We start from the raw sequence: 19782 nt of genomic DNA, 5'->3' as shown, positions 1-19782 counted from the left end.
TCAGTCGTCGGCGGTGACCTTCTTCGGATGCACGGGCCAGTCGTCGGGGTAGAGATGGGCGAGGTCGTTCTTCTGCTGCTCGAGCTTGCGGTAGGAGCGCGCCGAGAGCCGATCGCCGAACACGGTGCCGTTGAGGTGGTCGGTCTCGTGCTGCAGGCAGCGGGCCAGTAGCCCGGTGCCGTCCACGGTGATCTCCTCCCCCCACGGATCCTGGCCGACGCAGGTCGCCCGGTCCGGCCGGGCCAGCGGCTGATACCCGCCCGGGAACGACAGGCAGCCCTCCTCGGTCGACTCCAGGTGCCGATCCTTGCCCGACGGTGTGGTGACGACCGGATTGCAGAACGCCCCGGCCTGCAGCCGGTCGTCCCCATCGGGGCACTCGTACACGAACAAGGCGATGTCACGTCCGACCTGCGTGGCGGCCAGTCCGACGCCGTTGGCGGCGCGCATCGTGGCGAACATGTCGCGGATCAGGGCGCGCAGGTCGTCGTCGAACTCGGTGACCGGCGTGGTCTGCTCATGCATCACGGGCTCTCCCCAGCGGGTGATGGGTAGCACGGTTCCACCGGTCATCAAGTCGGTGATGGGCATCGCAGGACTCCTCGCGTGGCAGCGTTCGACAACCTGCCCATTCTGGCACGCTGGCGGCATGGAGCCGCAGCCGCCCGTGCCGAGCCGGGACGATGAGCAGCCGGGGGTTGGCGCTCAGCCTGCGGGCTCCCCGGCGGGGCTGTCGGCGACGGTGACGGCATGGGTGGAGCACCTGCACTGGGAGCGGAACCTGTCGGAGCACACCCGGCGGGCCTACGCCGGGGACCTCGATGACCTTGCGGGCTGGGCGGCGCGTCATGGCGTCGGTTCCTGGGAGCAGGTGGATCATCGGCTGCTGCGCGCGTGGCTGGCCGACCTGCATCGTCGTGGTGCGGAGCGCTCGACCATGGCGCGCCGGGCCGCGGCCGCACGCATGTTCTTCCGGTGGGCGCAGGCCCGCGGCCAGACCCCCACCAACCCGGCCAGCGCACTGGAGGCTCCTCGGGCGGATCGGGCGCTTCCGCCGACGTTGGATCGCGGTGCGGCCGCAGCGGTGTTCGAGTACCTGGAGTCGGCGGTCGCGGCGGCGGATGCCCCGGGGCCGGAGGCCATGGCGCGGCGCGACCTGGCGATGATCGAGGTGTTGTACTCCTCGGGGTTGCGGGTGGCCGAGTTGTGCGCACTCACCCCGGACCGCGTGGATTCGGAGCGTGGCCTGCTGCATGTGGTCGGCAAGGGCGACAAGGAGCGCAGCACTCCGATCGGACAGCCTGCCGAACGGGCATTGTGCGCCTGGCTCGAGGTGCGCCCGCGGCTGGCAGCCCCCGGAGTGGTCGAGGTCTTCGTCGGTGCGCGAGGCGGGGCGATCGATCCGCGGGTGGTGCGGCGGGTTGTGCACACGGCCTTGGCGGCCGTTCCCGACGCCCCGGACCTCGGGCCGCACGGACTGCGACACGCCATGGCCACCCACCTGCTGGAAGGAGGTGCGGACCTGCGCAGCGTCCAAGAGATGCTCGGTCACGCCTCGCTGGCGACCACCCAGATCTACACCCACGTCACCAACGAGCGTCTCCGGGAGGCGTTCCGGCAGGCGCACCCGCGCGCCTGATCGTCGGCCTCGGCGCGAGGTCATGGGCCGAGCCAGGGAAGCGGGTCGACGTGGCGTCCGTTCGCCTTGACGCCGAAGTGCAGGTGGCAGCCGGTCGACCAGCCGGTGCTGCCCATGGTTCCCACCGGCTGGCCGCGGGTCACCCGGTCGCCGGTGCGCACCCGGTAGCCCTGGGCGTGCAGGTAGACGGTCTGCAGGCTCACCCCGTCGACGACCCCGTGGTCCACCACGAGCCGCCAGCCTCCCGAGGAATCGAAGCCCATGTGGGAGACGGTGCCGTCGGCGGCGGAGAACAGGGGCGTGCCACACGCGTTGGACAGGTCGATGCCGGCGTGCAGGCGCCACTGCTTGAAGATCGGGTGAAACCGTGGCCCGAAGCGTGACCCGAGCCGCGCGTCCGCGGGCTGTCCGAGTGTTCCGGTCCCGACCGGGGCGGCGCCTGCCTCGGTGAGCGCTGCGGCGAGCCGGGCTGCCTCGGCGCGTTCCTCGGCCCGACGGCGCACCGTTTCGGCGGCGGTGTCGGGCAGCAGGAGCGGGGCCTCGCGGGTGCTCGGTACCGGATCCAGGTACTCCTCACCTCGTTTGAGGCCCCAGTGGAGGCAGGCCGCCGCCGGGCAGGGCTGATGGCCCGCGGCCAGGTGGCCCACCGGGTCCCCGGCTCGCACGCGCTGCCCGACCGCGACGGTCGCGGTGACCGGCTCGAGCGTCGTGCGGGTCCGCCCGTGGTCGATGACGAGCACCGGGCGCCCGGCCAGTACCTGGGCGTAGGTCACGACGCCCTCGAGCGGTGCGAGGACGACGTCGCCGGGCTCACCGGCCAGGTCGACCCCGCGATGGCCCGCATCCCACGACTGGCGGGGCGGATCGAACCCTCGTACCACGCCGCCCGGGAGCGGCCACCCTGAGGCCGCGGCCGCAGGCTCGGCCGCGCCGAGCAGCAGCAAGGTGACGACCAGCGCTCCGCTCGCCCCACGCCGCAGACCTGTGATGCCCATGGGACACCCTCCTCTCGCCCTCGCCGCAGGAAGGGCAGGAGCGGCCAGACGTTAGGCGAGGCGCGTCACCGTGCTTCCGAGCACGCAGGCTTCCCCGATCGCTCCCGTTGGGCCGTCGCCCGCCCACGGATTGGTGCGGCGCGGGCGACGGGTCATAAGATGGAGGCAGCGACTCGGCTGGTGCCGGGTCGACTACGCGTGCAGACCACCGACGCCGCGCCATCGGTCCCCGCGAGGGGCTGGCCCGGCTCGCTGCACCAGGCAGGACCGAAAGCCGGTCCTGAACAACCGAACTGGCATCGGTGTGCCCGCTTCAACGCGGGGCGATGCCGCAGAAAGGAACGGCCATGGCCGTCGTGACCACGCGTCAACTGCTCGAAAGTGGTGTCCACTTCGGGCACCAGACCCGCCGCTGGAACCCGAAGATGAAGCGCTTCATCCTCGGCGAGCGCAACGGCGCCTACATCATCGATCTTCGGCTGTCGCTGACCTACATCGACAAGGCCTACGGTTTCGTCAAGGAGACCGTCGCCCGCGGTGGCCAGATCCTGTTCGTCGGCACCAAGAAGCAGGCCCAGGAGGCCATCGCCGAGCAGGCCACCCGCGTCGGCATGCCGTACGTCAACCAGCGCTGGCTGGGCGGCATGCTCACCAACTTCGCCACCATCTCCAAGCGGACCGCGAAGATGAAGGAACTTGAGGCCCTCGACTTCACCAACGCCGCGGGCTCCGGCATGACCAAGAAGGAACTCCTCCAGGAGGAGCGCAAGAAGGACAAGCTGGAGAAGACCCTCGGCGGCATCCGCGACATGCACCGCCTCCCGCAGGCCGTGTGGATCGTCGACACCAAGAAGGAGCACCTCGCCATCGACGAGGCGCGCAAGCTGCACATCCCGATCGTCGGCATCCTCGACACCAACTGCGATCCCGATGAGGTCGACTACGCGATTCCGGGCAACGACGACGCGATCCGTTCCGTCGCGCTGCTGACCCGCATCATCGCCGACGCCGCCGCCGAGGGCCTGCTGCAGCGCAGCCAGGGCGGGGCGACCGCCGGCTCCACCGAGGCCGAGCCGATGGCCGAGTGGGAGCGCGAGCTCCTGGGGGCCGCAGCCGTGGAGCCCACCACCTCCGAGGCGGAGGCTCTCGAGGGCAGCGACGTCCAGGGCAACCAGCTCGTCGACGAGGTCGAGGGCGGGATCGCCCAGGCCGACGCCGTCGAGGCGGACGCCCCCGCGTCCGACGCCAAGTGACCCCACTTCACCCGTACAACGAAAGCGAGTTACGACGTCATGGCGATCACTGCCGCTGATGTGAAGAAGCTCCGCGACGCCACCGGCGCGGGGATGATGGACGCCAAGAAGGCCTTGACCGAGGCCAACGGCGATTTCGAGGCCGCCACCGAGATCCTGCGGATCACCGGTGCCGCCAAGGTCAGCAGCCGCGCCGACCGTGAGGCCAGCAACGGCCTCGTCGCCGCCGCGGGCACCACGCTGGTCCAGTTGGGTGCCGAGACCGACTTCGTCGCCAAGAACGAGGAGTTCGTCGCTCTCGCCGCCGCCATCGTCGACGCCGTTCAGGCCGCCGGCGCCACCGACCTGGAGGCCGCGAAGGCCGCCACGATCGGCGACGCCACGGTCGAGGAGGCCGTCGCGAGCCTGGCCGCCAAGATCGGCGAGAAGCTCGAACTGGCCCAGGTGGCCTCTTTCGAGGCGCCGTCGGCGGTCTACCTCCACCGGCGCAGCCAGGACCTGCCGCCGCAGGTCGGCGTCATGGTCGAGTACGAAGGCACCGAGGACGACGAGTTCGTGCGCGGCATCGCCATGCAGATCGCCGCCATGAGCCCGCAGTGGCTCGACCGCGACGCGGTCCCGGCCGACGTGATCGAGAAGGAACGCCACGTCGCCGAGCTCACGGCCAAGGAAGAGGGCAAGCCCGAGCACATCATCGGCCGCATCGTCGATGGGCGCCTCAACGGCTTCTTCAAGGACGTCACCTTGCTGGAACAGCAGTCGGTGTCCGACGACAAGAAGACCGTGGGGCAGTTGCTCAAGGACAACGGCGTGACCGTGAAGCGCTTCGTTCGCTTCTCCGTCGGCGCCTGAGGCCTGCGCGATCCACTACAGTGGCGTGCGCCTCTGGGGACGGTTCCCCGGGGCGCACGCCACCGCCGCATCCGGGCCCTCTGCGGGCCTGATCCGCGGCGTCCAGCCGCCGACGAAGGAGACCCGATGGCCGCGTACGACCGCATCTTGTTGAAGCTGTCCGGGGAGGCGTTCGGGGGCGGGGCCGTCGGCGTCGATCCCGACATCATCGCCGGGATCGCCGACGAGATCGCTGAGATCGCCCGCGGCGGCACCCAGATCGCCATCGTGACCGGTGGCGGCAACTTCTTCCGGGGCGCCCAGCTGCAGCAGCGAGGCATGGAGCGGCGTCGCGCCGACTACATGGGCATGCTCGGCACCGTCATGAACTGTCTCGCCCTGCAGGACTTCCTGGAGCAGGCAGGCGTCGAGACCCGCGTCCAGACCGCCATCACCATGGGGCAGGTCGCCGAGCCCTACATCCCGCTGCGCGCCGTTCGCCACCTGGAGAAGGGCCGGGTGGTGCTGTTCGGGGCAGGCTCGGGGATGCCCTTCTTCTCCACCGACACGGTCGCCGCTCAGCGGGCCCTGGAGGTCGGTGCCGACGTGTTGCTGATGAGCAAGAACGGCACCGATGGGGTGTACGACTGCGACCCCAAGACCAACCCTCAGGCCCGCCGCTACGACGAGCTGACGTACACCGATTTCCTCGCCCAGGACCTGAAGGTGGCCGACGCCACCGCGATCAGCCTTGCCCGTGACAACGGGCTTCCCATGGTCTTCTTCGACCTGGGTGTTCGCGGCAACATCGCCCGAGTGGTCAATGGTGAGAAGATCGGTACCACGGTCCACGCCTGACCACGATTCTTGACGAAGGGAACCGACGTGATCTCCGAGATCCTCTCCAGCGCCGAACAGAAGATGAAGGCCACGGTCGAGCATGCCAAGGAGGAGTTCGCCGCCATCCGCACGGGCCGCGCCCACCCGGCGATGTTCAACAAGATCATGGTCGACTACTACGGCAGCCCGACACCGCTGCAGCAACTGGCCACCTTCCAGGTGCCCGAGGCGCGCGTCGTGCTGATCAGCCCGTTCGACCGGGGCTCCATGAACGACATCGAGAAGGCGATCCGAGACTCTGACCTCGGCGTCAACCCGGCCAACGACGGCCAGCACGTGCGCATCGTGTTGCCGCAGCTCACCGAAGAGCGCCGCAAGGAGTACGTCAAGCTGGCCAAGTCCAAGGCCGAGGAGGGGCGGGTTGCCGTCCGCGGCAATCGCCGCAACGCCGTCGACGCCGTCAAGAAGCTCGAGAAGGACAAGGAAGTCGGCGAGGACGACGCCCGCAGCGCCGAGAAGCACCTCGATCAGCTCACCAAGAAATACGAAGAGCAGATCAACGAGCTGTTCAAGGCCAAGGAAGCGGAACTGATCGAGGTCTGATGACCGACGCCGCAGCCCCGCCCCCGCAGAAGCGATCAGCGGGGCGCGACCTGCCCGCCGCGATCGCCGTCGGGGTCGGGCTGGTCGCGGTTGTGGTCGCCACGTTGGCGTGGTGGCATTGGGGCTTCATCATCCTCGTGGCGGTCGCGCTGTCGCTGGGAGCCATCGAGTTGTCGAACGCCCTCGGGCGTCAAGGCATGCGCGCCGAGATCGTACCGATCGTCGTGGGAACGACCGCGATGGTGGTAGGCACCTACGCGGCCGCCACCGGAGTCGGCTTCCATCTGATGTCTTGGCACTCGGTCTTGCTGACGTTCCTGGGCGCCACGGTGTTGGCCGTGCTCATCGTGCGGTTCCCGCGCGGCCACGAAAACTTCGTTCGGGACGCCGCCGCCTCGGTCTTCATCATCGGCTACATCACCCTCCTGGGGTCCTTCACGGCACTGATCCTCGCCGGCGAGCACGGTGCCGCCCGCATGGTGACATTCCTGCTGTGCGTCGTGGCCAACGACACCGGTGGCTACGTGGTCGGCGTCCTGTTCGGGCGGCGACCCCTGGCTCCCGCCATCAGCCCGAAGAAGACCTGGGAGGGGCTGGCGGGCTCGGTGCTCTTCGCCTGCGTGGTCGGGGGACTGCTGGCCGCGTTCGTCCTGGGCGTTGCCTGGTGGATCGGCGTGATCATCGGGGTGGTGTGCGTGTTTTTTGGCACCTGCGGCGATCTCATCGAGTCCGCGGTCAAGCGCGACGTCGGCATCAAGGACATGAGCTCCTTCCTGCCCGGGCACGGCGGTGTCATGGATCGCATCGACGCGATGCTCGTCGCCGCGGCGCCCGCCTGGCTCGTCATGTACCTGCTGGTCCCCGGCGGGTAGCCTGTCTGCGCCATGACCCAAGACCTGACTCCCGCCGAACGCGCTCACGCCGACGAACTCGAGGCCCACGCGCGCGCCGGACGCGTCCTTCCGCTCGTCTTCGACGCGCCGCGTCGGGGCAAGCCGCCGCGCCACTGGGCCGACCTGGAACCCGACGAGCGTCGTAGCGCGGTGGCCACGGCGGGGCTGCCTGCGTTCCGCGCCTCCCAGTTCGATCGGCACTACTACGGGGCGGCCAACGCCGATCCCGACACCTGGACCGACCTGCCCGCCTCCCAGCGGGAGGTCATCAAGGCGACGTTCTTCCCGGATCTGCTCCACGAGGTCCGGGCGCAGACCGCCGACGACGGCACGACGCGCAAGACCCTGTGGCGGCTGCACGACGGCAACCTGGTGGAGAGCGTCCTGATGGAGTACGGCGTCCCCGGCAAACCCGCCAGCGGAACCGGTCGGCACCGCGCCACCTTGTGCATCTCCTCTCAGGCGGGCTGCGGCATGGCCTGCCCGTTCTGTGCGACAGGCCAAGGTGGCCTGCAGCGCAACCTGTCCACCGCGGAGATCGTGGCGCAGGTGGTGTCGGCCTCCTCGATCGTCCGGCTCAACAACGTCGTGTTCATGGGGATGGGGGAGCCGATGGCCAACTACGCCGCCATCACCGGCGCCATCCGCCGCATGGTGGGCGACCTGGGCATGTCCGCACGCGGCATCACCGTCTCGACGGTGGGGTTGGTGCCCCGCATCCGGGCGCTGAGTGACCTGGGCCTACCTCTGACGCTGGCCGTCAGCCTGCACGCCCCCGACGACGAGTTGCGTGACACCTTGGTGCCGATCAACACCCGGTTCTCCGCGGGCGAGGTCGTCTCGGCCGCGCACGACTACTTCGAGACGACCGGGCGGCGGGTGTCCATCGAGTACGCGCTGATCCGCGACGTCAACGATCAGGCATGGCGCGCCGACGCGCTGGCCGACCTGCTGGCCGGGCAGGGACGCGGCACCGGCTGGGTGCATGTGAACCCGATCCCGCTGAACCCGACCCCCGGATCCAAATGGACGGCGTCCCGCAAGCGCGACGAACACGAGTTCGTGCGTCGGCTTCAAGCGGCCGGGATCGCCGCGACCATTCGCGACACCCGCGGTCAGGAGATCGATGGGGCGTGCGGTCAGTTGGCAGCCAAGGAGCGCTGAGTCGATGCGGTTCGCGGACGCCTTCGCCGCCCGCCCCGTCGGTCCTGGGTTCGCCCTGTGGGGGCGCCGCCACCTGAGTGCGCTCGCGGTGACCTCGGCGTCCCTGACCGGCATCGTGGTGCTGGGGCGGCGGCTGGGGCCGCGTGGGCGGCGTCGGGTCCGCACGGTGCTCGCGTCGGCCCTGATCGGCCAGGAGGTGAGCTTTCACGCCTGGCGGGCGGCGTGTGGCACGTGGACTCCCCGCGAGATGCTGCCGCTCCACCTGTGCTCGGTACTCGTCTGGGGTGGGGCGGCGACGCTGCTGCATCCCACGCGTCTCGGCGATGATGTGGTCTGGTTCTGGGGGCTGGCCGGCGCTCCGCAGGCGCTCCTGACTCCCGACGTCGGGGAATACGACTTCCCCCACTATCGGTTCGTGCAGTTCTTCGTGAGCCATGGTCTGGTGCTCGCCGTGCCGCTGTGGCGGGTGTTCGTGGAGGGACGGCGTCCGACCGCGGCGGGGGGACGCAGAGCGTTCGTGGCGTTGTTGGCCCATGCTGGCGTCGTCGGCGCGGTCAATGCCCGGCTGGGCAGCAACTACCTGTTCGTCAACCGGAAGCCGGAGACGGCGAGCGTCCTGGACAAGCTGCCGCCGTGGCCGGGATACCTGCCGATCCTGGCGGGGGTAGCGGCGGGTGTGTTCTGGCTGGTTCAGGCGCCGTTCAGCCGACGCGGGCGTGCGTCCGTGGCGGACTGAGGCCCCGCCCTGCGGCGAGCGTCCACAGCTTCCCGACCCTGCGGGTCGCAGTCCTCGACCTCTCCAGGCTCAGTCCTCGGCGCTCTAGGCCTCAGTCCTCGGCGTCATGGGCCTCAGTCCTCGGCGGTCAGGCCAGGATGGCGAAGACGTCCTCAATGGTGTCCACGAGGTGAACCGAGGACTCCATCAAGCGGCCCGCGGCCAGGGCCCGCAGCAGGGGCCAGGCGGGGACCTGGGTCGTCCAGTAGTCGACGCCCAGCAGGATCATCGGCCGGATCTGGTGCCCTTCCAAGGCGTAGTAGTTCCGCGTGAGGGCCTGGAAGATCTCCTGCGTCGTGCCCGCCCTCCCCGGGACGTACACCAAGCCGGCACCGCACAGCCGCAGCAAGACGTCCTCCCGGATGGCGTTGTCGAAGTACTTGGCGATGCCCGTGCCGAACACGTTGGGCGGCTCATGGCCGTAGAACCACGTCGGCACGCCGACGTTGAGCCGGGTGCAGTCGAAGCGCTGCTTCACCGCCAGCCCGCGGGCGGCCCAGGGGCTCGGGTCGGGAGCGTAGGTGGGTACCTCGGCGAGCACCTGGCAGGCCTGCTCCAACTCGGCGTCCGTGCCGCGCAGCGAGGCCCCCAGGTTCGCGGCCTCCATGGCGCCCGGCCCGCCGCCGGTCAGGACGAGCAGCCCGCTCTCGGCCAGCCCGCGCCCCAGGGCGGCCGCGCGTGCGTAGTCGGCAGAGCCGCGGGCCACGTTGTGCCCTCCCATGATCCCGACCCCCATGCCAGGCGTGGTGACGACGTCGAGGAGCGCATCGCTGACGAAGTGGTCGTGGAGGGCCTGGGCGAGCGTCGCGTCCAGCAAGGAGGACCGCTCGCGCAGCGCCCAGTTGTAGATGCGCGCGTCCGGCGTCGCGGTGTAGCCGGCCGCCAGATCGGCGTACAACTCGGGGGCGGTGTACAGCGCGGGACGGTAGGCGTCGAACGGCACCTGCGGGAGCCGGGGGAACACGGCAGCGCCACGGGCCGCCAGATCCAGGGCCGAGCGATGCTTGAGCCGGCACCCCAGGAAGAACGCGTTGTGCACGGGCACGCGGGCGAGCACGTCGGCCCGACCCCGCAGGTCCAGCGACTGCGCCAGGCAGCCCGCCAGCGATCCCTCGGCCCTGATCTGTGCGTCGAAGCCTTCCAGGGTCTCGATCTCACGGCGCATGGTGAGAGACTAGCGGGGTGCGTCATGTGGTCATCCTCGGCAGTACCGGCTCCATCGGAACCCAGGCTCTGGAGGTGATCGACTCCCGCCGCGACCAGTTCGACGTCGTCGGCCTCACCGCGGGCGGCAGCCAGCTCGACCTGCTGGCCGCCCAGGTACGTGAGTTCGCCCCGCGTCTGGTCGCCGTCCCCACGGAAGCCGACGCTGCCGCGCTGCGCGCGCTGCTGCCCGGCACGACCACCGAGATCGTGGGTGAGGGCGGGAACGAGCGGGCCGCACGGATGCCGGCCGACGTGGTGCTCAACGCCATCACCGGCGCCGCAGGACTCCTCGCCACCTTGGCGACCATGGAGCAAGGCACCACGCTGGCCCTGGCGAACAAGGAGAGCCTGGTCATCGGCGGACGCCTGGTCACCGATGCCGCCGCACCCGGGCAACTCGTCGCCGTCGACTCGGAGCACTCCGCGTTCGCGCAGGCCCTGCGGGCCGGGCGGGCCGAGGAGGTCCGCCGCCTCATCCTCACCGCCTCCGGGGGGCCGTTCCGCGGCCGGACGCGCGCCGAGTTGGCCGACGTCACGCCTGAGCAGGCGCTGGCCCACCCGACCTGGACCATGGGCCGGGTCATCACCATCAATTCCGCAACCCTGATCAACAAGGGACTCGAGCTCATCGAGGCGGCGCTGCTCTACGGCGTCGACCTGGACGATGTGACCGTGGTGGTCCATCCCAGCAGCGATGTCCATTCGATGGTCGAGTACGTCGACGGTGCGACGATCGCCCAGGCGAGCCCCCCCGACATGAAGCTCCCGATCGCCTTGGGCCTCACCTGGCCCGATCGTGTCCCGGACGCGGCTTCAGGCTATGACTGGAGCGTGCCGCGTACCTGGTCGTTCGAACCGCTGGACGACGAGGCCTTCCCGGCCGTCGAGCTGGCCCGAACGGCGGGCAAGGCCGCCGGGACGGCCCCGGCCGTCTACAACGCCGCCAACGAGGTGTGCGTGGATGCCTTCTGCGCAGGCGACATCGGGTTCTTGGACATCACGGATACCGTAGAAGCCGTGGTGATGGAGCATCTGAGCGGCGAGCACGTCGCCGACGCCGATCTCACCGTGGAGGCCGTTCTGGCCGCAGACGCGTGGGCGCGGGCCCGCGCGACCGAGATCGTCGCTCGGGTGGCGCCCTGATGGAACTGGTCGGCACGGTGGCCTTCGGGCTGCTGTTCTTCGTGTTGCTCATGGCCTCGGTGGCGCTCCACGAGGTCGGGCACATGGTGCCCGCCAAGCTGTTCGGCGTCCGCGTCCCGCAGTACTTCATCGGGTTCGGCAAGACGCTGTGGTCGCGCCGCATCGGGGAGACGGAGTACGGGATCAAGCTGTTCCCGCTGGGCGGATTCGTGCAGTTGCTGGGCATGTACCCGCCCGAGAATCCGCGTGCGAAACAGACTCGCCTGCAGCGCTTCGCCGACGATGCCCGCTCCTTCGAGTGGGAGACCATCACCCCCGCCGACGATGGCCGGCTCTTCTACCAGCAGAAGGTCTGGAAGAAGCTCGTCATCATGGCGGGCGGTATCACCATGAACCTGCTCATCGCCTTCGCGATCCTGGTGGGGGTCTACGGATGGCACGGCACCTACCAGGACGCCCCGGTGGTGGCCTCGGTCCAGCAGTGCTATCTCACGCAGCAGCGCGCCGACACCACCTGCCAGCCGGGTGACCCAGCCACGCCAGCGGCCCAGGCCGGGTTGCGCGGCGGTGACCGGATCGTGTCGTTCAACGGCGCCGCCGTCACCTCCTCCTCGCAACTCACCAGTCTCATCTGGGCCAACGGGGACGGGCCGCTCACGCTGGTCGTCGAACGCGATGGCCAGACGGTCACGCTGCCCACGGTGAACACCATCACCGTCGCCGCGACGGATCCGGCCGACGCCTCGAGGACCATCTCGGTTGGCTATCTGGGGTTCGTGCGGGGTCGCGAGCTCGTCCGAGGGGGCCCGGTCGAGGTCGTCGGTGACATGGGCGCCATGACCACGCAATCCCTCTCCGCGCTGGTGCAGTTCCCCGTCAAGGTGTGGTCGGTCGCCGTGGACGTGGCCACCGGCCAGCCCCGCAGCGCCGAGGATCCGATCAGCATCGTCGGCGCCAGCGTCACCGCAGGCCAGGCCGCCACGCTGACCGACACCCCGTTGCCGGACCGGATCGCCATGTTCGCCAGCATCCTGGCATCGGTGAACCTGTTCTTGGCGCTGTTCAATCTCGTGCCGCTGCCGCCGCTGGACGGCGGGCACATCGTCGGGGCCCTGTGGGAGGGCCTGCGGCGCTCGTTCGCCACGCTCACCAGGCGGCCCGATCCGGGCCCGGTCGACACCGCCAAGATGGTGCCGATCGCCTACGCGGTGGGAGGATTCCTCCTGCTGTGCGGCGTCGTGTTGATCGTGGCCGACATCGTCAGTCCGGTGAAGTTCTTCTAAGGAGAGTCATGCCCGCCATCAACCTCGGAATGCCCGCCGCCCCCGCGCCGGTGCTGGCACCCCGCAAGCCAACCCGCCGGATCAACGTCGGCAAGGTGGCCGTGGGCGGGGGAGCGCCGGTTTCGGTGCAGTCGATGACCACGACCAAGACCACCGACATCAACGGGACGCTGCAGCAGATCGCGCAGCTCACCGCCGCAGGCTGCGACATCGTCCGGGTGGCCGTCCCCAGCCAGGACGACGCGGACGTGCTGCACATCATCGCGAAGAAGAGCCAGATCCCGGTCATCGCCGACATCCACTTCCAACCGAAGTACGTGTTCGCGGCGATCGACGCCGGCTGCGCGGCCGTCCGGGTCAACCCCGGCAACATCAAGCAGTTCGACGACAAGGTCGGTGAGATCGCCAAGGCTGCCACCGACGCGGGAGTGTCGCTGCGGATCGGCGTCAACGCAGGCTCGCTCGACAAGCGGCTGCTCGCGAAGTACGGCGGCCCGACCCCGGAGGCCCTGGTCGAGTCGGCGCTGTGGGAGGCGTCCCTGTTCGAAGAGCACGGCTTCCGCGACTTCAAGATCTCGGTCAAGCACAACGACCCGATCGTGATGGTGCAGGCCTACCGGCAGCTGAGCGCCGCCTGCGACTATCCGTTGCATTTGGGCGTCACCGAGGCCGGGCCCGCGTTCCAGGGAACCATCAAGAGCGCCACCGCCTTCGGCATCCTGCTCGCCGAAGGCATCGGGGACACGATTCGGGTCTCGTTGTCGGCCCCGCCCGTGGAGGAGGTGAAGGTCGGTCAGAAGATCCTGGAGGCCCTCAACCTCAAGCAGCGGCAGATGGAGATCGTCTCCTGCCCCGGCTGCGGCCGCGCTCAGGTGGACATCTGGGGGCTGGCCAACGACGTCACCGACGGGCTCGAAGGGCTGACCGCGCCGCTGCGCATCGCCGTCATGGGATGCGTCGTCAACGGCCCCGGCGAGGCCCGCGAAGCGGACCTGGGGGTCGCGGCCGGCAACGGCAAGGGGCAGATCTTCATCAAGGGCGAGGTCATCAAGACCGTGCCGGAGTCGGAGATCGTCGCCACCCTCATCGAGGAGGCCAACCGGTTGGCGGCTGACATGGAGCACACCGGGGAAGCACCCCAGGTCACCGTCGTCTGAGACGTCGCCGCCAGGGAACCGGCCCACGTCCGACCGGAACGGCACGCGGGCGGGTGCGGAGTGGCTAACGTGTGGGGCATGCATGCGCGGGTACTTGACAACAGCGACCGCGCGCTCGTGGCGGCCCTCCTGGACGCCGATCCGGTCGGCAACTGCTTCGTCGCCTCCCGGGTGGACGCAGGCCTCCTCAGCCTGGGCCCCGGCGAGTTGTGGGGCTACCCGGCCCAGCGTCCCCGCAGCCTGCTGCACGTGGGTGCCAACCTGGTGGCCGTCAACCCCGACGAGGAGGCGCTGGACGCGTTCGCGGAGGATCTCGGCGCATGGCGTCGGTTCGTGGCCATTGTGGGGCCCCGCGACGTCGCGCTCGGATTGCAGCGGCGGCTCACCCGGCTGTGGGGTCGTCCGTACGCCCACCCGCGGATCGTGCGGGAGCGGCAGTTCCTCATGGTCCGGTCGACGGAGAGCCCGGTCGCTCCCGACCTGCGCGTGACGCGCGCGCTCGCCTCCGACTTCGACAGCTACCTGGCCGGGGCGGTCGCCATGTACCGGGAGGAACTAGACGAGGACCCGCTGGTCACCAACGACGTCGGTTACCGGCGCTACGTGCGCTCCCTGATCGACACCCGGCGCGCGTTCGCCCTGCGTGAGGACGACGAGGTGGTGTTCAAGGCGGACCTGGGGGCCGTGACCGCGACGGTGGCACAGGTGCAGGGTGTGTGGGTGGCGCCGCGGCTGCGTGGACGCGGGCTGTCGGTGCCGGCCATGGCGGCGGTCACCAACGCCATCGTCGAGGAGGGCAGGATCGCGTCGTTGTACGTCAACGACTTCAATACGCCTGCCGTGTCCTGCTACCGCAGTTGCGGGTATGCGGTGGTGGACGAGTTGGCTTCTGTCTTGTACTGATACCCCGGGAGCGGCGGTGGTCCGAGCAGGCCGAGGGCCGCGCGGTTGGTAGGGTGATGGCCCGTGATCACGCGCATGACCAAGCTGTTCGTCCGTACGCTTCGCGAGGACCCTGCCGACGCCGAGTTGCCGAGCCACCGCTGGCTCGTCCGGGCGGGCTACATCCGCCGCGTCGCGCCCGGCATCTACAGCTGGCTGCCGCTGGGACTGCGGGTCCTCCACAAGGTCGAGGCGATCGTGCGCGAAGAGATGAACGCCATCGGCGCCCAGGAGGTGCACCTGCCTGCACTGCTGCCGCGGGAGCCCTACGAGGTCACGCATCGCTGGACCGAGTACGGCCCCAACCTGTTCCGCCTGCAGGACCGCAAGGGCTCCGACTATCTGCTGGGCCCCACCCACGAGGAGATGTTCACCCTCATGGTGAAGGACCTGTACTCCTCGTACAAGGACCTCCCCCTGTCGATCTACCAGATTCAGACCAAGTATCGCGACGAGGCGCGTCCGCGGGCGGGCCTGCTGCGCGGGCGTGAGTTCGTGATGAAGGACTCCTACTCCTTCGACATCGACGACGCAGGCCTCCAGGCGTCCTATGACGCCCACCGGGGCGCCTACATCAAGATCTTCGACCGGCTCGGCCTGGACTACGTCATCGTCAAGGCCACGTCGGGCGCCATGGGCGGCTCGGCCTCGGAGGAGTTCCTCGGGGTCGCGGCCAACGGCGAGGACACGTTCGTCCGCAGCCCCGGTGGCTACGCCGCCAACGTCGAGGCCGTCGCCCGTCCTCTGGCGCCCGCCCAGGACGCCTCTGCGGTGCCCGCGGCGCACGTCGAGGACACCCCCGACAGCCCCACCATCGAGGCGCTGGTCGACCTGTCCAATGCGCGCTTCCCGCGCGAGGACCGTGCGTGGGAGGCGGGGGACACCCTGAAGAACGTGCTCTTCATGCTGGTGCGCCCCGACGGCAGCCGCGAGCCGCTCGCCATCGGGCTGCCGGGCGACCGTGAGGTCGACACCAAGCGTCTGGAGGCCGCGATCGAGCCGGCCGAATTGGACGCGTTCATCGAGGAGGACTTCGCCTCCTTCCCGTCGCTGGTCAAGGGCTACATCGGTCCGGGGGCGCTCGGGCTGGCCGAGGACGGCACCGGCGTCCGCTACCTGACCGATCCCGCGGTGGCTGAGGGCACCCGCTGGATCACTGGCGCCAACCAGCCCGGCCACCACGTGTACGACCTGGTCGCGGGCCGCGACTTCGCCTCCGACGGGGTGCTCGACGTGGCGGAACTGCGCGAGGGCGACCCGGCCCCCGACGGCTCCGGTCCGCTGAGCCTGGCCCGGGGGATCGAACTGGGCCACATCTTCCAGCTCGGCCGCAAGTACGCCGACGCGCTGGGGCTGAAGGTGCTCGACCCCCACGGCAAGCTCGTGACCGTCACGATGGGCTCCTACGGGGTGGGCGTCTCGCGCGCGGTCGCCGCGATCGCCGAGGAGACCAGCGACGAGCTGGGCCTGGCCTGGCCCCGCAACGTCGCCCCCTTCGACGTGCACATCGTCGCGACCGGCAAGGATGCGGCCCCGCTGGAGTTCGCCACCGCGCTGGCCGAGTCGGTGTCGGAGGCGGGCTTCGAGGTCCTGCTGGATGACCGCAAGGCGTCCCCCGGCGTCAAGTTCGCCGACGCGGAGGTGCTCGGGATGCCGACCACCGTCGTGGTGGGCCGGGGCCTGGCCGACGGGGTCGTCGAGATCCGGGATCGTGCCACCCGCGAGAAGGCTGAGGTACCGGCCGACGAGGCGGTCGAGCGGGTCCTGGCGCTCCTGGGCCGGTGACCGGCCTGGAACTGCCGCTCCTGACGCTGGCGCTCCTGGTCGCCGCGTCCTTCGTGGCGGGATGGGTCGACTCGGTCGTCGGCGGGGGCGGCCTCATTCAGCTCCCTTCCCTGCTGATCGGGCTGCCCGCCGACACCCCCGTCCCGACCATCTCCGGCACCAACAAGCTCCCCAGCTCGCTGGGAACGGCCGCGGCCGCGCTCACCTACCTGCGGCGTGTGCCGATCAATCTCCTGCACGTCGTCCCGCTCATCGCCGGGGCGGCGTCCGGCTCGGCGGTGGGCGCGAACCTGGTGCAGTTGCTGGACCGGCGCGCCTTCAATCCGCTGGTGCTTGCCGCGATCGTGGGCGTCGGATGGTACGTGTGGCGGCGTCCCGAACTAGGACTGGTGGCCCGCAGCGGCCCGCGGGGTTGGTTGGCCGCGGCCCGCCTGCTCGGCATCGGCCTCCTGGTCGGGGTGTGGGACGGCTTCATGGGGCCGGGAACGGGCACTTTCTTCTTGATCCTGCTCGTGGCGGGCATGCGGATGGAGTTCCTTCCGGCCACCGCGTTGACGAAGCTCGCCAACCTGACCACCAACGTCGCTGCCCTCCTCGTGCTGGGGTTCTCCGGGCATGTGCTCTGGGGGCTGGGGCTGACGATGGGGGCTGCCAATCTGTGCGGTGGCCTGCTGGGGGCCCGGACCGCCCTCAAACAAGGCAATGGCTTCGTGCGGCGCGTCTTCCTCGTGGTGGTGTGCGTCCTGGGGGCCAAGGTCGCCTGGGACACCATCCAAGGCCTGCTCTAGCGCCGCTCACGCCAGCGGCAGACCCGGCCAGCGCTGCATCAGGCCGCCCCATCCGACCAAGGCGGTCGCCGACGCGTCGATCTGGGTCGCCAGGGCCGCGCGCAGCGCCGCGTCCCCGTGAGCGAGCGAACGCCCAAGAACCGGCAACGCGGCGGTGTGGAGCCGTGCTGCCAAGGCACGCGCCGCTGCCGCGTCGGTGACGCGTTCCACGGCGTACCACGGGGCGCCCGGGGTCGGCGCCGGGGAGGCGCTCGCTCCGGTCTCGGTGAGGTCGTCACGCACGGTCATCCAGGCGGCCCGCTGCTCGCGCAGGGCGGCGGCGTCAGCGGACGACAGCCCTGGTGCGCCCGCGGCGACCTCAAGCCCGTAGATGGTCTCCGAGGCCGCCCCGAGAGCGGACTGAATCGCCTCGGCAGCGGACTGGGCGGCGGGCGCCAGCAGCGTCCGGGCGGGCTCGAGGGAGGGCTGGGTGTCCCCGAGGTGCCCGGCCAGCGTCCGCGCCCAGGCGGACATGGAGGCCCACACGAGCGGCCGGGCGACGTCGCCCACCTGGGCCTGGGCTGCGAAGGCGGTGGCCGCAGCGCGAAGCGCCTCGGCGGCAGCGCTGGGAGTGGCGACAGCGGTGGGCGTCGCGGTGGCTCGGGGGGAGGCCGCGGGCAAGGAGATGGCGGCCAGGTGATCGTCGGAAACGGACAGGGCCCAGGCGAGGACGCGGGCCTGGGCGGGCTCCTGCTGCGCCGCTGCGGCGGCTTCCAGGGCTTCACGCAGGGCGAGAGTGGCCCGCTGTCCGGGGAGCAGATCGCCGGTCGGTGACGTGGCCGGCGTGGGGGCGGTGGAGGGAACTAGCGAGCACCCCGCCAGTGCCCCAGCAAGGACCCCGCCCAGCAATACGCGCCTGCTCACCACACGCGAAGGCTAGCCGATGCCTGCTCGGGTAGACTCCGGATCACAACTGCTCGTCACAACAGGAGGCTTCATGAACGAACACGCGATTGCGTCCCTGGTGGAGCCCCTCCTGGCCGTCGGTCGCCTGGAGCTCGACCGCTTGGAGATCGTGCGTGCAGGCAAGCGAAGCGTTCTGCGCCTGTACCTCGACGGTGACGGACCCGAGGGCCGGGGCCCCAGCCTCGACGAGATCGCCGACGCGACGCGCGCCATCTCCGTCGCCCTGGATGAGTCACCGGCGGTCGGCAACGCGCCCTACACCCTCGAGGTGAGCTCCCGCGGCGTCAGCCGCCCCCTCACCGAACTCAAGCATTTCCGGCGCAACGTGGGTCGCCTGGTGACCCTGACCCTGCCCGAAGGCTCGCTGGCGGGCCGCATCGTGGCCGTCGACGGCGACGCCGTCGAACTCGACGTGGACGGGGTCTCCCGCCTCGTGCTCGTCGCCGACATCATCACCGCCGTCGTCACGGCTGAGCTCCGCAAGGACGTTCCGGGCGACGACGACGCCGACGAAGAGGAGTGATCCGTGGACATCGACATGGCTGCCCTGCGCAGCTTGGAGCGTGACAAAGACATCCCCATGGGGGTCTTGGTCAAGGCGATGGAGGAGGCCATCCTCAACGCCTATGAGAAGTCTGCGCATCCCGTGAAGGGAGCCCGCGTCGAACTCGACACGAAGTCCGGCACGTTTTCGGTGATGGCGCCGGAGGCGGACGAGGACGGGGAGGTCGTGGGCTGGTACGAGGACACTCCGGACGGCTTCGGCCGGGTCGCCGCCGCGACGGCACGTCAGGTGATCTTCCAGCGGCTGCGCGAGGCCGAGGACGAGCAGAAGTTCGGCCAGTTCGCGGCCAAGGAGGGCGACATCGTGATGGGCGTCGTCCAGGCGGATCGCGACAGCCGCACCGTGCGCGTCGATCTGGGCGCGCTGGAGGCGATCATGCCCCCGGCCGAGCAGGTGCCGACGGAGACCTACCGGCACGGCGATCGCGTCCGCGTGTACGTGGTCGCCGTGCGCCGCGAGCCCAAGGGTCCCCAGGTGGTGGTATCCCGGACGCACCCCAACCTGGTCCAGCGGCTGTTCCGGATGGAGGTGCCCGAGATCGAGTCCGGTGTGGTCGAGATCAAGGCGCTGGCACGGGAGGCCGGCTACCGCAGCAAGATCGCGGTCACGAGCCACGACGCCAACGTGTCCGCCAAGGGCGCCTGCATCGGCCCGATGGGCCAGCGCGTACGCGCCGTGATGAACGAGCTGGGCGGGGAGAAGATCGACATCATCGACTGGTCAGACGACGGCGCCACCTTCGTGGCGGAGGCCCTGAGCCCCGCCAAGGTCAGCTCCGTGACCGTCACCGACCAGTTCGCCAAGGCGGCCCGCGTGATCGTCCCCGACTACCAGCTCAGCCTGGCCATCGGACGCGAGGGTCAGAACGCCCGCCTGGCGGCACGGCTCACGGGATGGCGGATCGACATTCGTCCCGATACCGCCGAGTAGTCAGCAGCACACGCGTGACGCGGCCGGTCCCTGAGGGGCCGGCCG

General features: G+C 70.1%; 20 protein-coding genes. 16 read left to right on the top strand and 4 right to left on the bottom strand.

Features of this window, described 5'->3' with window-relative positions; all coding sequences use genetic code 11:
* Positions 1–591 (bottom strand): peptide deformylase, encoded by a 591-nt coding sequence (def, locus tag V7E09_RS00100; RefSeq protein ID WP_324510518.1) that lies wholly within the window; start codon positions 589–591, stop codon positions 1–3.
* Positions 592–649: 58 nt separating this feature from the next.
* Here def and V7E09_RS00095 point away from each other — a divergent pair, with 58 nt between their 5' ends.
* Complete coding sequence (locus V7E09_RS00095; RefSeq protein WP_324510519.1) at positions 650–1639, top strand: tyrosine recombinase XerC; 990 nt, start codon at positions 650–652, stop codon at positions 1637–1639.
* Between the two features lie 20 nt (positions 1640–1659).
* Here the strand turns inward: V7E09_RS00095 and V7E09_RS00090 are convergent, their stop codons facing one another.
* On the bottom strand, positions 1660–2634 hold the full coding sequence (locus V7E09_RS00090; RefSeq protein ID WP_324522891.1) for a peptidoglycan DD-metalloendopeptidase family protein: 975 nt from the start codon (positions 2632–2634) through the stop codon (positions 1660–1662).
* Positions 2635–2981: 347 nt separating this feature from the next.
* On the opposite strand from V7E09_RS00090, the gene rpsB reads away from it, so the two are divergent.
* The 7 genes from rpsB (at position 2982) to V7E09_RS00055 (ending at position 8954) form a co-directional block, all read left to right on the top strand.
* On the top strand, positions 2982–3887 hold the full coding sequence (gene rpsB, locus V7E09_RS00085) for a 30S ribosomal protein S2 (RefSeq protein ID WP_324510521.1): 906 nt from the start codon (positions 2982–2984) through the stop codon (positions 3885–3887).
* A 39-nt stretch (positions 3888–3926) separates the two neighbouring features.
* Positions 3927–4739 (top strand): translation elongation factor Ts, encoded by an 813-nt coding sequence (gene tsf, locus V7E09_RS00080; RefSeq protein WP_324510522.1) that lies wholly within the window; start codon positions 3927–3929, stop codon positions 4737–4739.
* Between the two features lie 126 nt (positions 4740–4865).
* Entirely contained in the window at positions 4866–5576 is a 711-nt protein-coding gene (gene pyrH / locus V7E09_RS00075) for a UMP kinase (RefSeq protein ID WP_324510523.1), read from the top strand.
* Positions 5577–5639: 63 nt separating this feature from the next.
* Positions 5640–6161, top strand: a complete 522-nt coding sequence (frr, locus tag V7E09_RS00070) for a ribosome recycling factor (RefSeq protein WP_442956810.1) — start codon at positions 5640–5642, stop codon at positions 6159–6161.
* Positions 6161–7033: a phosphatidate cytidylyltransferase gene (locus V7E09_RS00065; protein ID WP_324510524.1), complete on the top strand. Its 873-nt coding sequence runs from the start codon at positions 6161–6163 to the stop codon at positions 7031–7033. The genes frr and V7E09_RS00065 overlap by 1 nt, the downstream gene beginning before the upstream one ends.
* Positions 7034–7045: 12 nt before the next feature.
* The gene (gene rlmN / locus V7E09_RS00060) at positions 7046–8218 is read left to right on the top strand and encodes a 23S rRNA (adenine(2503)-C(2))-methyltransferase RlmN (RefSeq protein ID WP_324510525.1); all 1173 of its coding nucleotides are present in this window, start codon (positions 7046–7048) and stop codon (positions 8216–8218) included.
* Positions 8219–8222: 4 nt separating this feature from the next.
* Positions 8223–8954, top strand: coding sequence for a YwaF family protein (locus V7E09_RS00055; protein ID WP_324510526.1), 732 nt, complete (start codon positions 8223–8225; stop codon positions 8952–8954).
* Positions 8955–9081: 127 nt separating this feature from the next.
* Here V7E09_RS00055 and V7E09_RS00050 read toward each other — a convergent pair whose 3' ends face one another.
* On the bottom strand, positions 9082–10158 hold the full coding sequence (locus V7E09_RS00050; RefSeq protein WP_324522890.1) for an LOG family protein: 1077 nt from the start codon (positions 10156–10158) through the stop codon (positions 9082–9084).
* A gap of 17 nt (positions 10159–10175) precedes the next feature.
* On the opposite strand from V7E09_RS00050, the gene dxr reads away from it, so the two are divergent.
* The 6 genes from dxr to V7E09_RS00020 all read left to right on the top strand — a co-directional run bounded on the left by dxr (position 10176) and on the right by V7E09_RS00020 (position 17297).
* Positions 10176–11342 carry a 1-deoxy-D-xylulose-5-phosphate reductoisomerase gene (gene dxr, locus V7E09_RS00045; protein ID WP_324522889.1) on the top strand — a complete coding sequence of 389 codons (1167 nt, stop codon included), beginning with the start codon at positions 10176–10178 and terminating at the stop codon, positions 11340–11342.
* Positions 11342–12625, top strand: coding sequence for a M50 family metallopeptidase (locus tag V7E09_RS00040; RefSeq protein WP_324510529.1), 1284 nt, complete (start codon positions 11342–11344; stop codon positions 12623–12625). The genes dxr and V7E09_RS00040 overlap by 1 nt, the downstream gene beginning before the upstream one ends.
* Before the next feature lie 8 nt (positions 12626–12633).
* Positions 12634–13782 carry a flavodoxin-dependent (E)-4-hydroxy-3-methylbut-2-enyl-diphosphate synthase gene (gene ispG, locus V7E09_RS00035; protein WP_324510530.1) on the top strand — a complete coding sequence of 383 codons (1149 nt, stop codon included), beginning with the start codon at positions 12634–12636 and terminating at the stop codon, positions 13780–13782.
* A 78-nt stretch (positions 13783–13860) separates the two neighbouring features.
* Positions 13861–14685 (top strand): GNAT family N-acetyltransferase, encoded by an 825-nt coding sequence (locus V7E09_RS00030; RefSeq protein ID WP_324510531.1) that lies wholly within the window; start codon positions 13861–13863, stop codon positions 14683–14685.
* Positions 14686–14748: 63 nt separating this feature from the next.
* On the top strand, positions 14749–16509 hold the full coding sequence (locus tag V7E09_RS00025) for a proline--tRNA ligase (protein ID WP_324510532.1): 1761 nt from the start codon (positions 14749–14751) through the stop codon (positions 16507–16509).
* The gene (locus tag V7E09_RS00020; protein WP_324510533.1) at positions 16506–17297 is read left to right on the top strand and encodes a sulfite exporter TauE/SafE family protein; all 792 of its coding nucleotides are present in this window, start codon (positions 16506–16508) and stop codon (positions 17295–17297) included. Before V7E09_RS00025 ends, V7E09_RS00020 begins: the two co-directional genes overlap by 4 nt.
* A 6-nt stretch (positions 17298–17303) precedes the next feature.
* Here the strand turns inward: V7E09_RS00020 and V7E09_RS00015 are convergent, their stop codons facing one another.
* Positions 17304–18200 carry a DUF4439 domain-containing protein gene (locus V7E09_RS00015; protein ID WP_324522888.1) on the bottom strand — a complete coding sequence of 299 codons (897 nt, stop codon included), beginning with the start codon at positions 18198–18200 and terminating at the stop codon, positions 17304–17306.
* A gap of 73 nt (positions 18201–18273) precedes the next feature.
* Between V7E09_RS00015 and rimP the strand changes: the two genes are divergently transcribed.
* The gene (gene rimP, locus V7E09_RS00010) at positions 18274–18765 is read left to right on the top strand and encodes a ribosome maturation factor RimP (RefSeq protein WP_324522887.1); all 492 of its coding nucleotides are present in this window, start codon (positions 18274–18276) and stop codon (positions 18763–18765) included.
* Between the two features lie 3 nt (positions 18766–18768).
* The gene (gene nusA / locus V7E09_RS00005) at positions 18769–19737 is read left to right on the top strand and encodes a transcription termination factor NusA (protein ID WP_324510536.1); all 969 of its coding nucleotides are present in this window, start codon (positions 18769–18771) and stop codon (positions 19735–19737) included.
* Positions 19738–19782: the final 45 nt, after the last annotated feature.

It is taken from the genome of Propioniciclava sp., from assembly GCF_036744435.1.
GTDB lineage: Bacteria > Actinomycetota > Actinomycetes > Propionibacteriales > Propionibacteriaceae > Propioniciclava.
This window is presented reverse-complemented; position numbering and strand designations above follow the sequence as displayed.

Excerpts from the sequence above, each read along its gene's own strand:
- V7E09_RS00055 (WP_324510526.1), top strand. The coding sequence starts at position 8,223 with ATGCGGTTCGCGGACGCCTTCGCCGCCCGCCCCGTCGGTCCTGGGTTC.
- def (WP_324510518.1), bottom strand. The coding sequence starts at position 591 with ATGCCCATCACCGACTTGATGACCGGTGGAACCGTGCTACCCATCACC.
- pyrH (WP_324510523.1), top strand. The coding sequence starts at position 4,866 with ATGGCCGCGTACGACCGCATCTTGTTGAAGCTGTCCGGGGAGGCGTTC.
- V7E09_RS00050 (WP_324522890.1), bottom strand. The coding sequence starts at position 10,158 with ATGCGCCGTGAGATCGAGACCCTGGAAGGCTTCGACGCACAGATCAGG.
- ispG (WP_324510530.1), top strand. The coding sequence starts at position 12,634 with ATGCCCGCCATCAACCTCGGAATGCCCGCCGCCCCCGCGCCGGTGCTG.
- rimP (WP_324522887.1), top strand. The coding sequence starts at position 18,274 with ATGAACGAACACGCGATTGCGTCCCTGGTGGAGCCCCTCCTGGCCGTC.
- V7E09_RS00040 (WP_324510529.1), top strand. The coding sequence starts at position 11,342 with ATGGAACTGGTCGGCACGGTGGCCTTCGGGCTGCTGTTCTTCGTGTTG.
- V7E09_RS00030 (WP_324510531.1), top strand. The coding sequence starts at position 13,861 with ATGCATGCGCGGGTACTTGACAACAGCGACCGCGCGCTCGTGGCGGCC.
- V7E09_RS00065 (WP_324510524.1), top strand. The coding sequence starts at position 6,161 with ATGACCGACGCCGCAGCCCCGCCCCCGCAGAAGCGATCAGCGGGGCGC.
- frr (WP_442956810.1), top strand. The coding sequence starts at position 5,640 with ATGAAGGCCACGGTCGAGCATGCCAAGGAGGAGTTCGCCGCCATCCGC.
- tsf (WP_324510522.1), top strand. The coding sequence starts at position 3,927 with ATGGCGATCACTGCCGCTGATGTGAAGAAGCTCCGCGACGCCACCGGC.
- rlmN (WP_324510525.1), top strand. The coding sequence starts at position 7,046 with ATGACCCAAGACCTGACTCCCGCCGAACGCGCTCACGCCGACGAACTC.
- rpsB (WP_324510521.1), top strand. The coding sequence starts at position 2,982 with ATGGCCGTCGTGACCACGCGTCAACTGCTCGAAAGTGGTGTCCACTTC.
- V7E09_RS00090 (WP_324522891.1), bottom strand. The coding sequence starts at position 2,634 with ATGGGCATCACAGGTCTGCGGCGTGGGGCGAGCGGAGCGCTGGTCGTC.
- V7E09_RS00095 (WP_324510519.1), top strand. The coding sequence starts at position 650 with ATGGAGCCGCAGCCGCCCGTGCCGAGCCGGGACGATGAGCAGCCGGGG.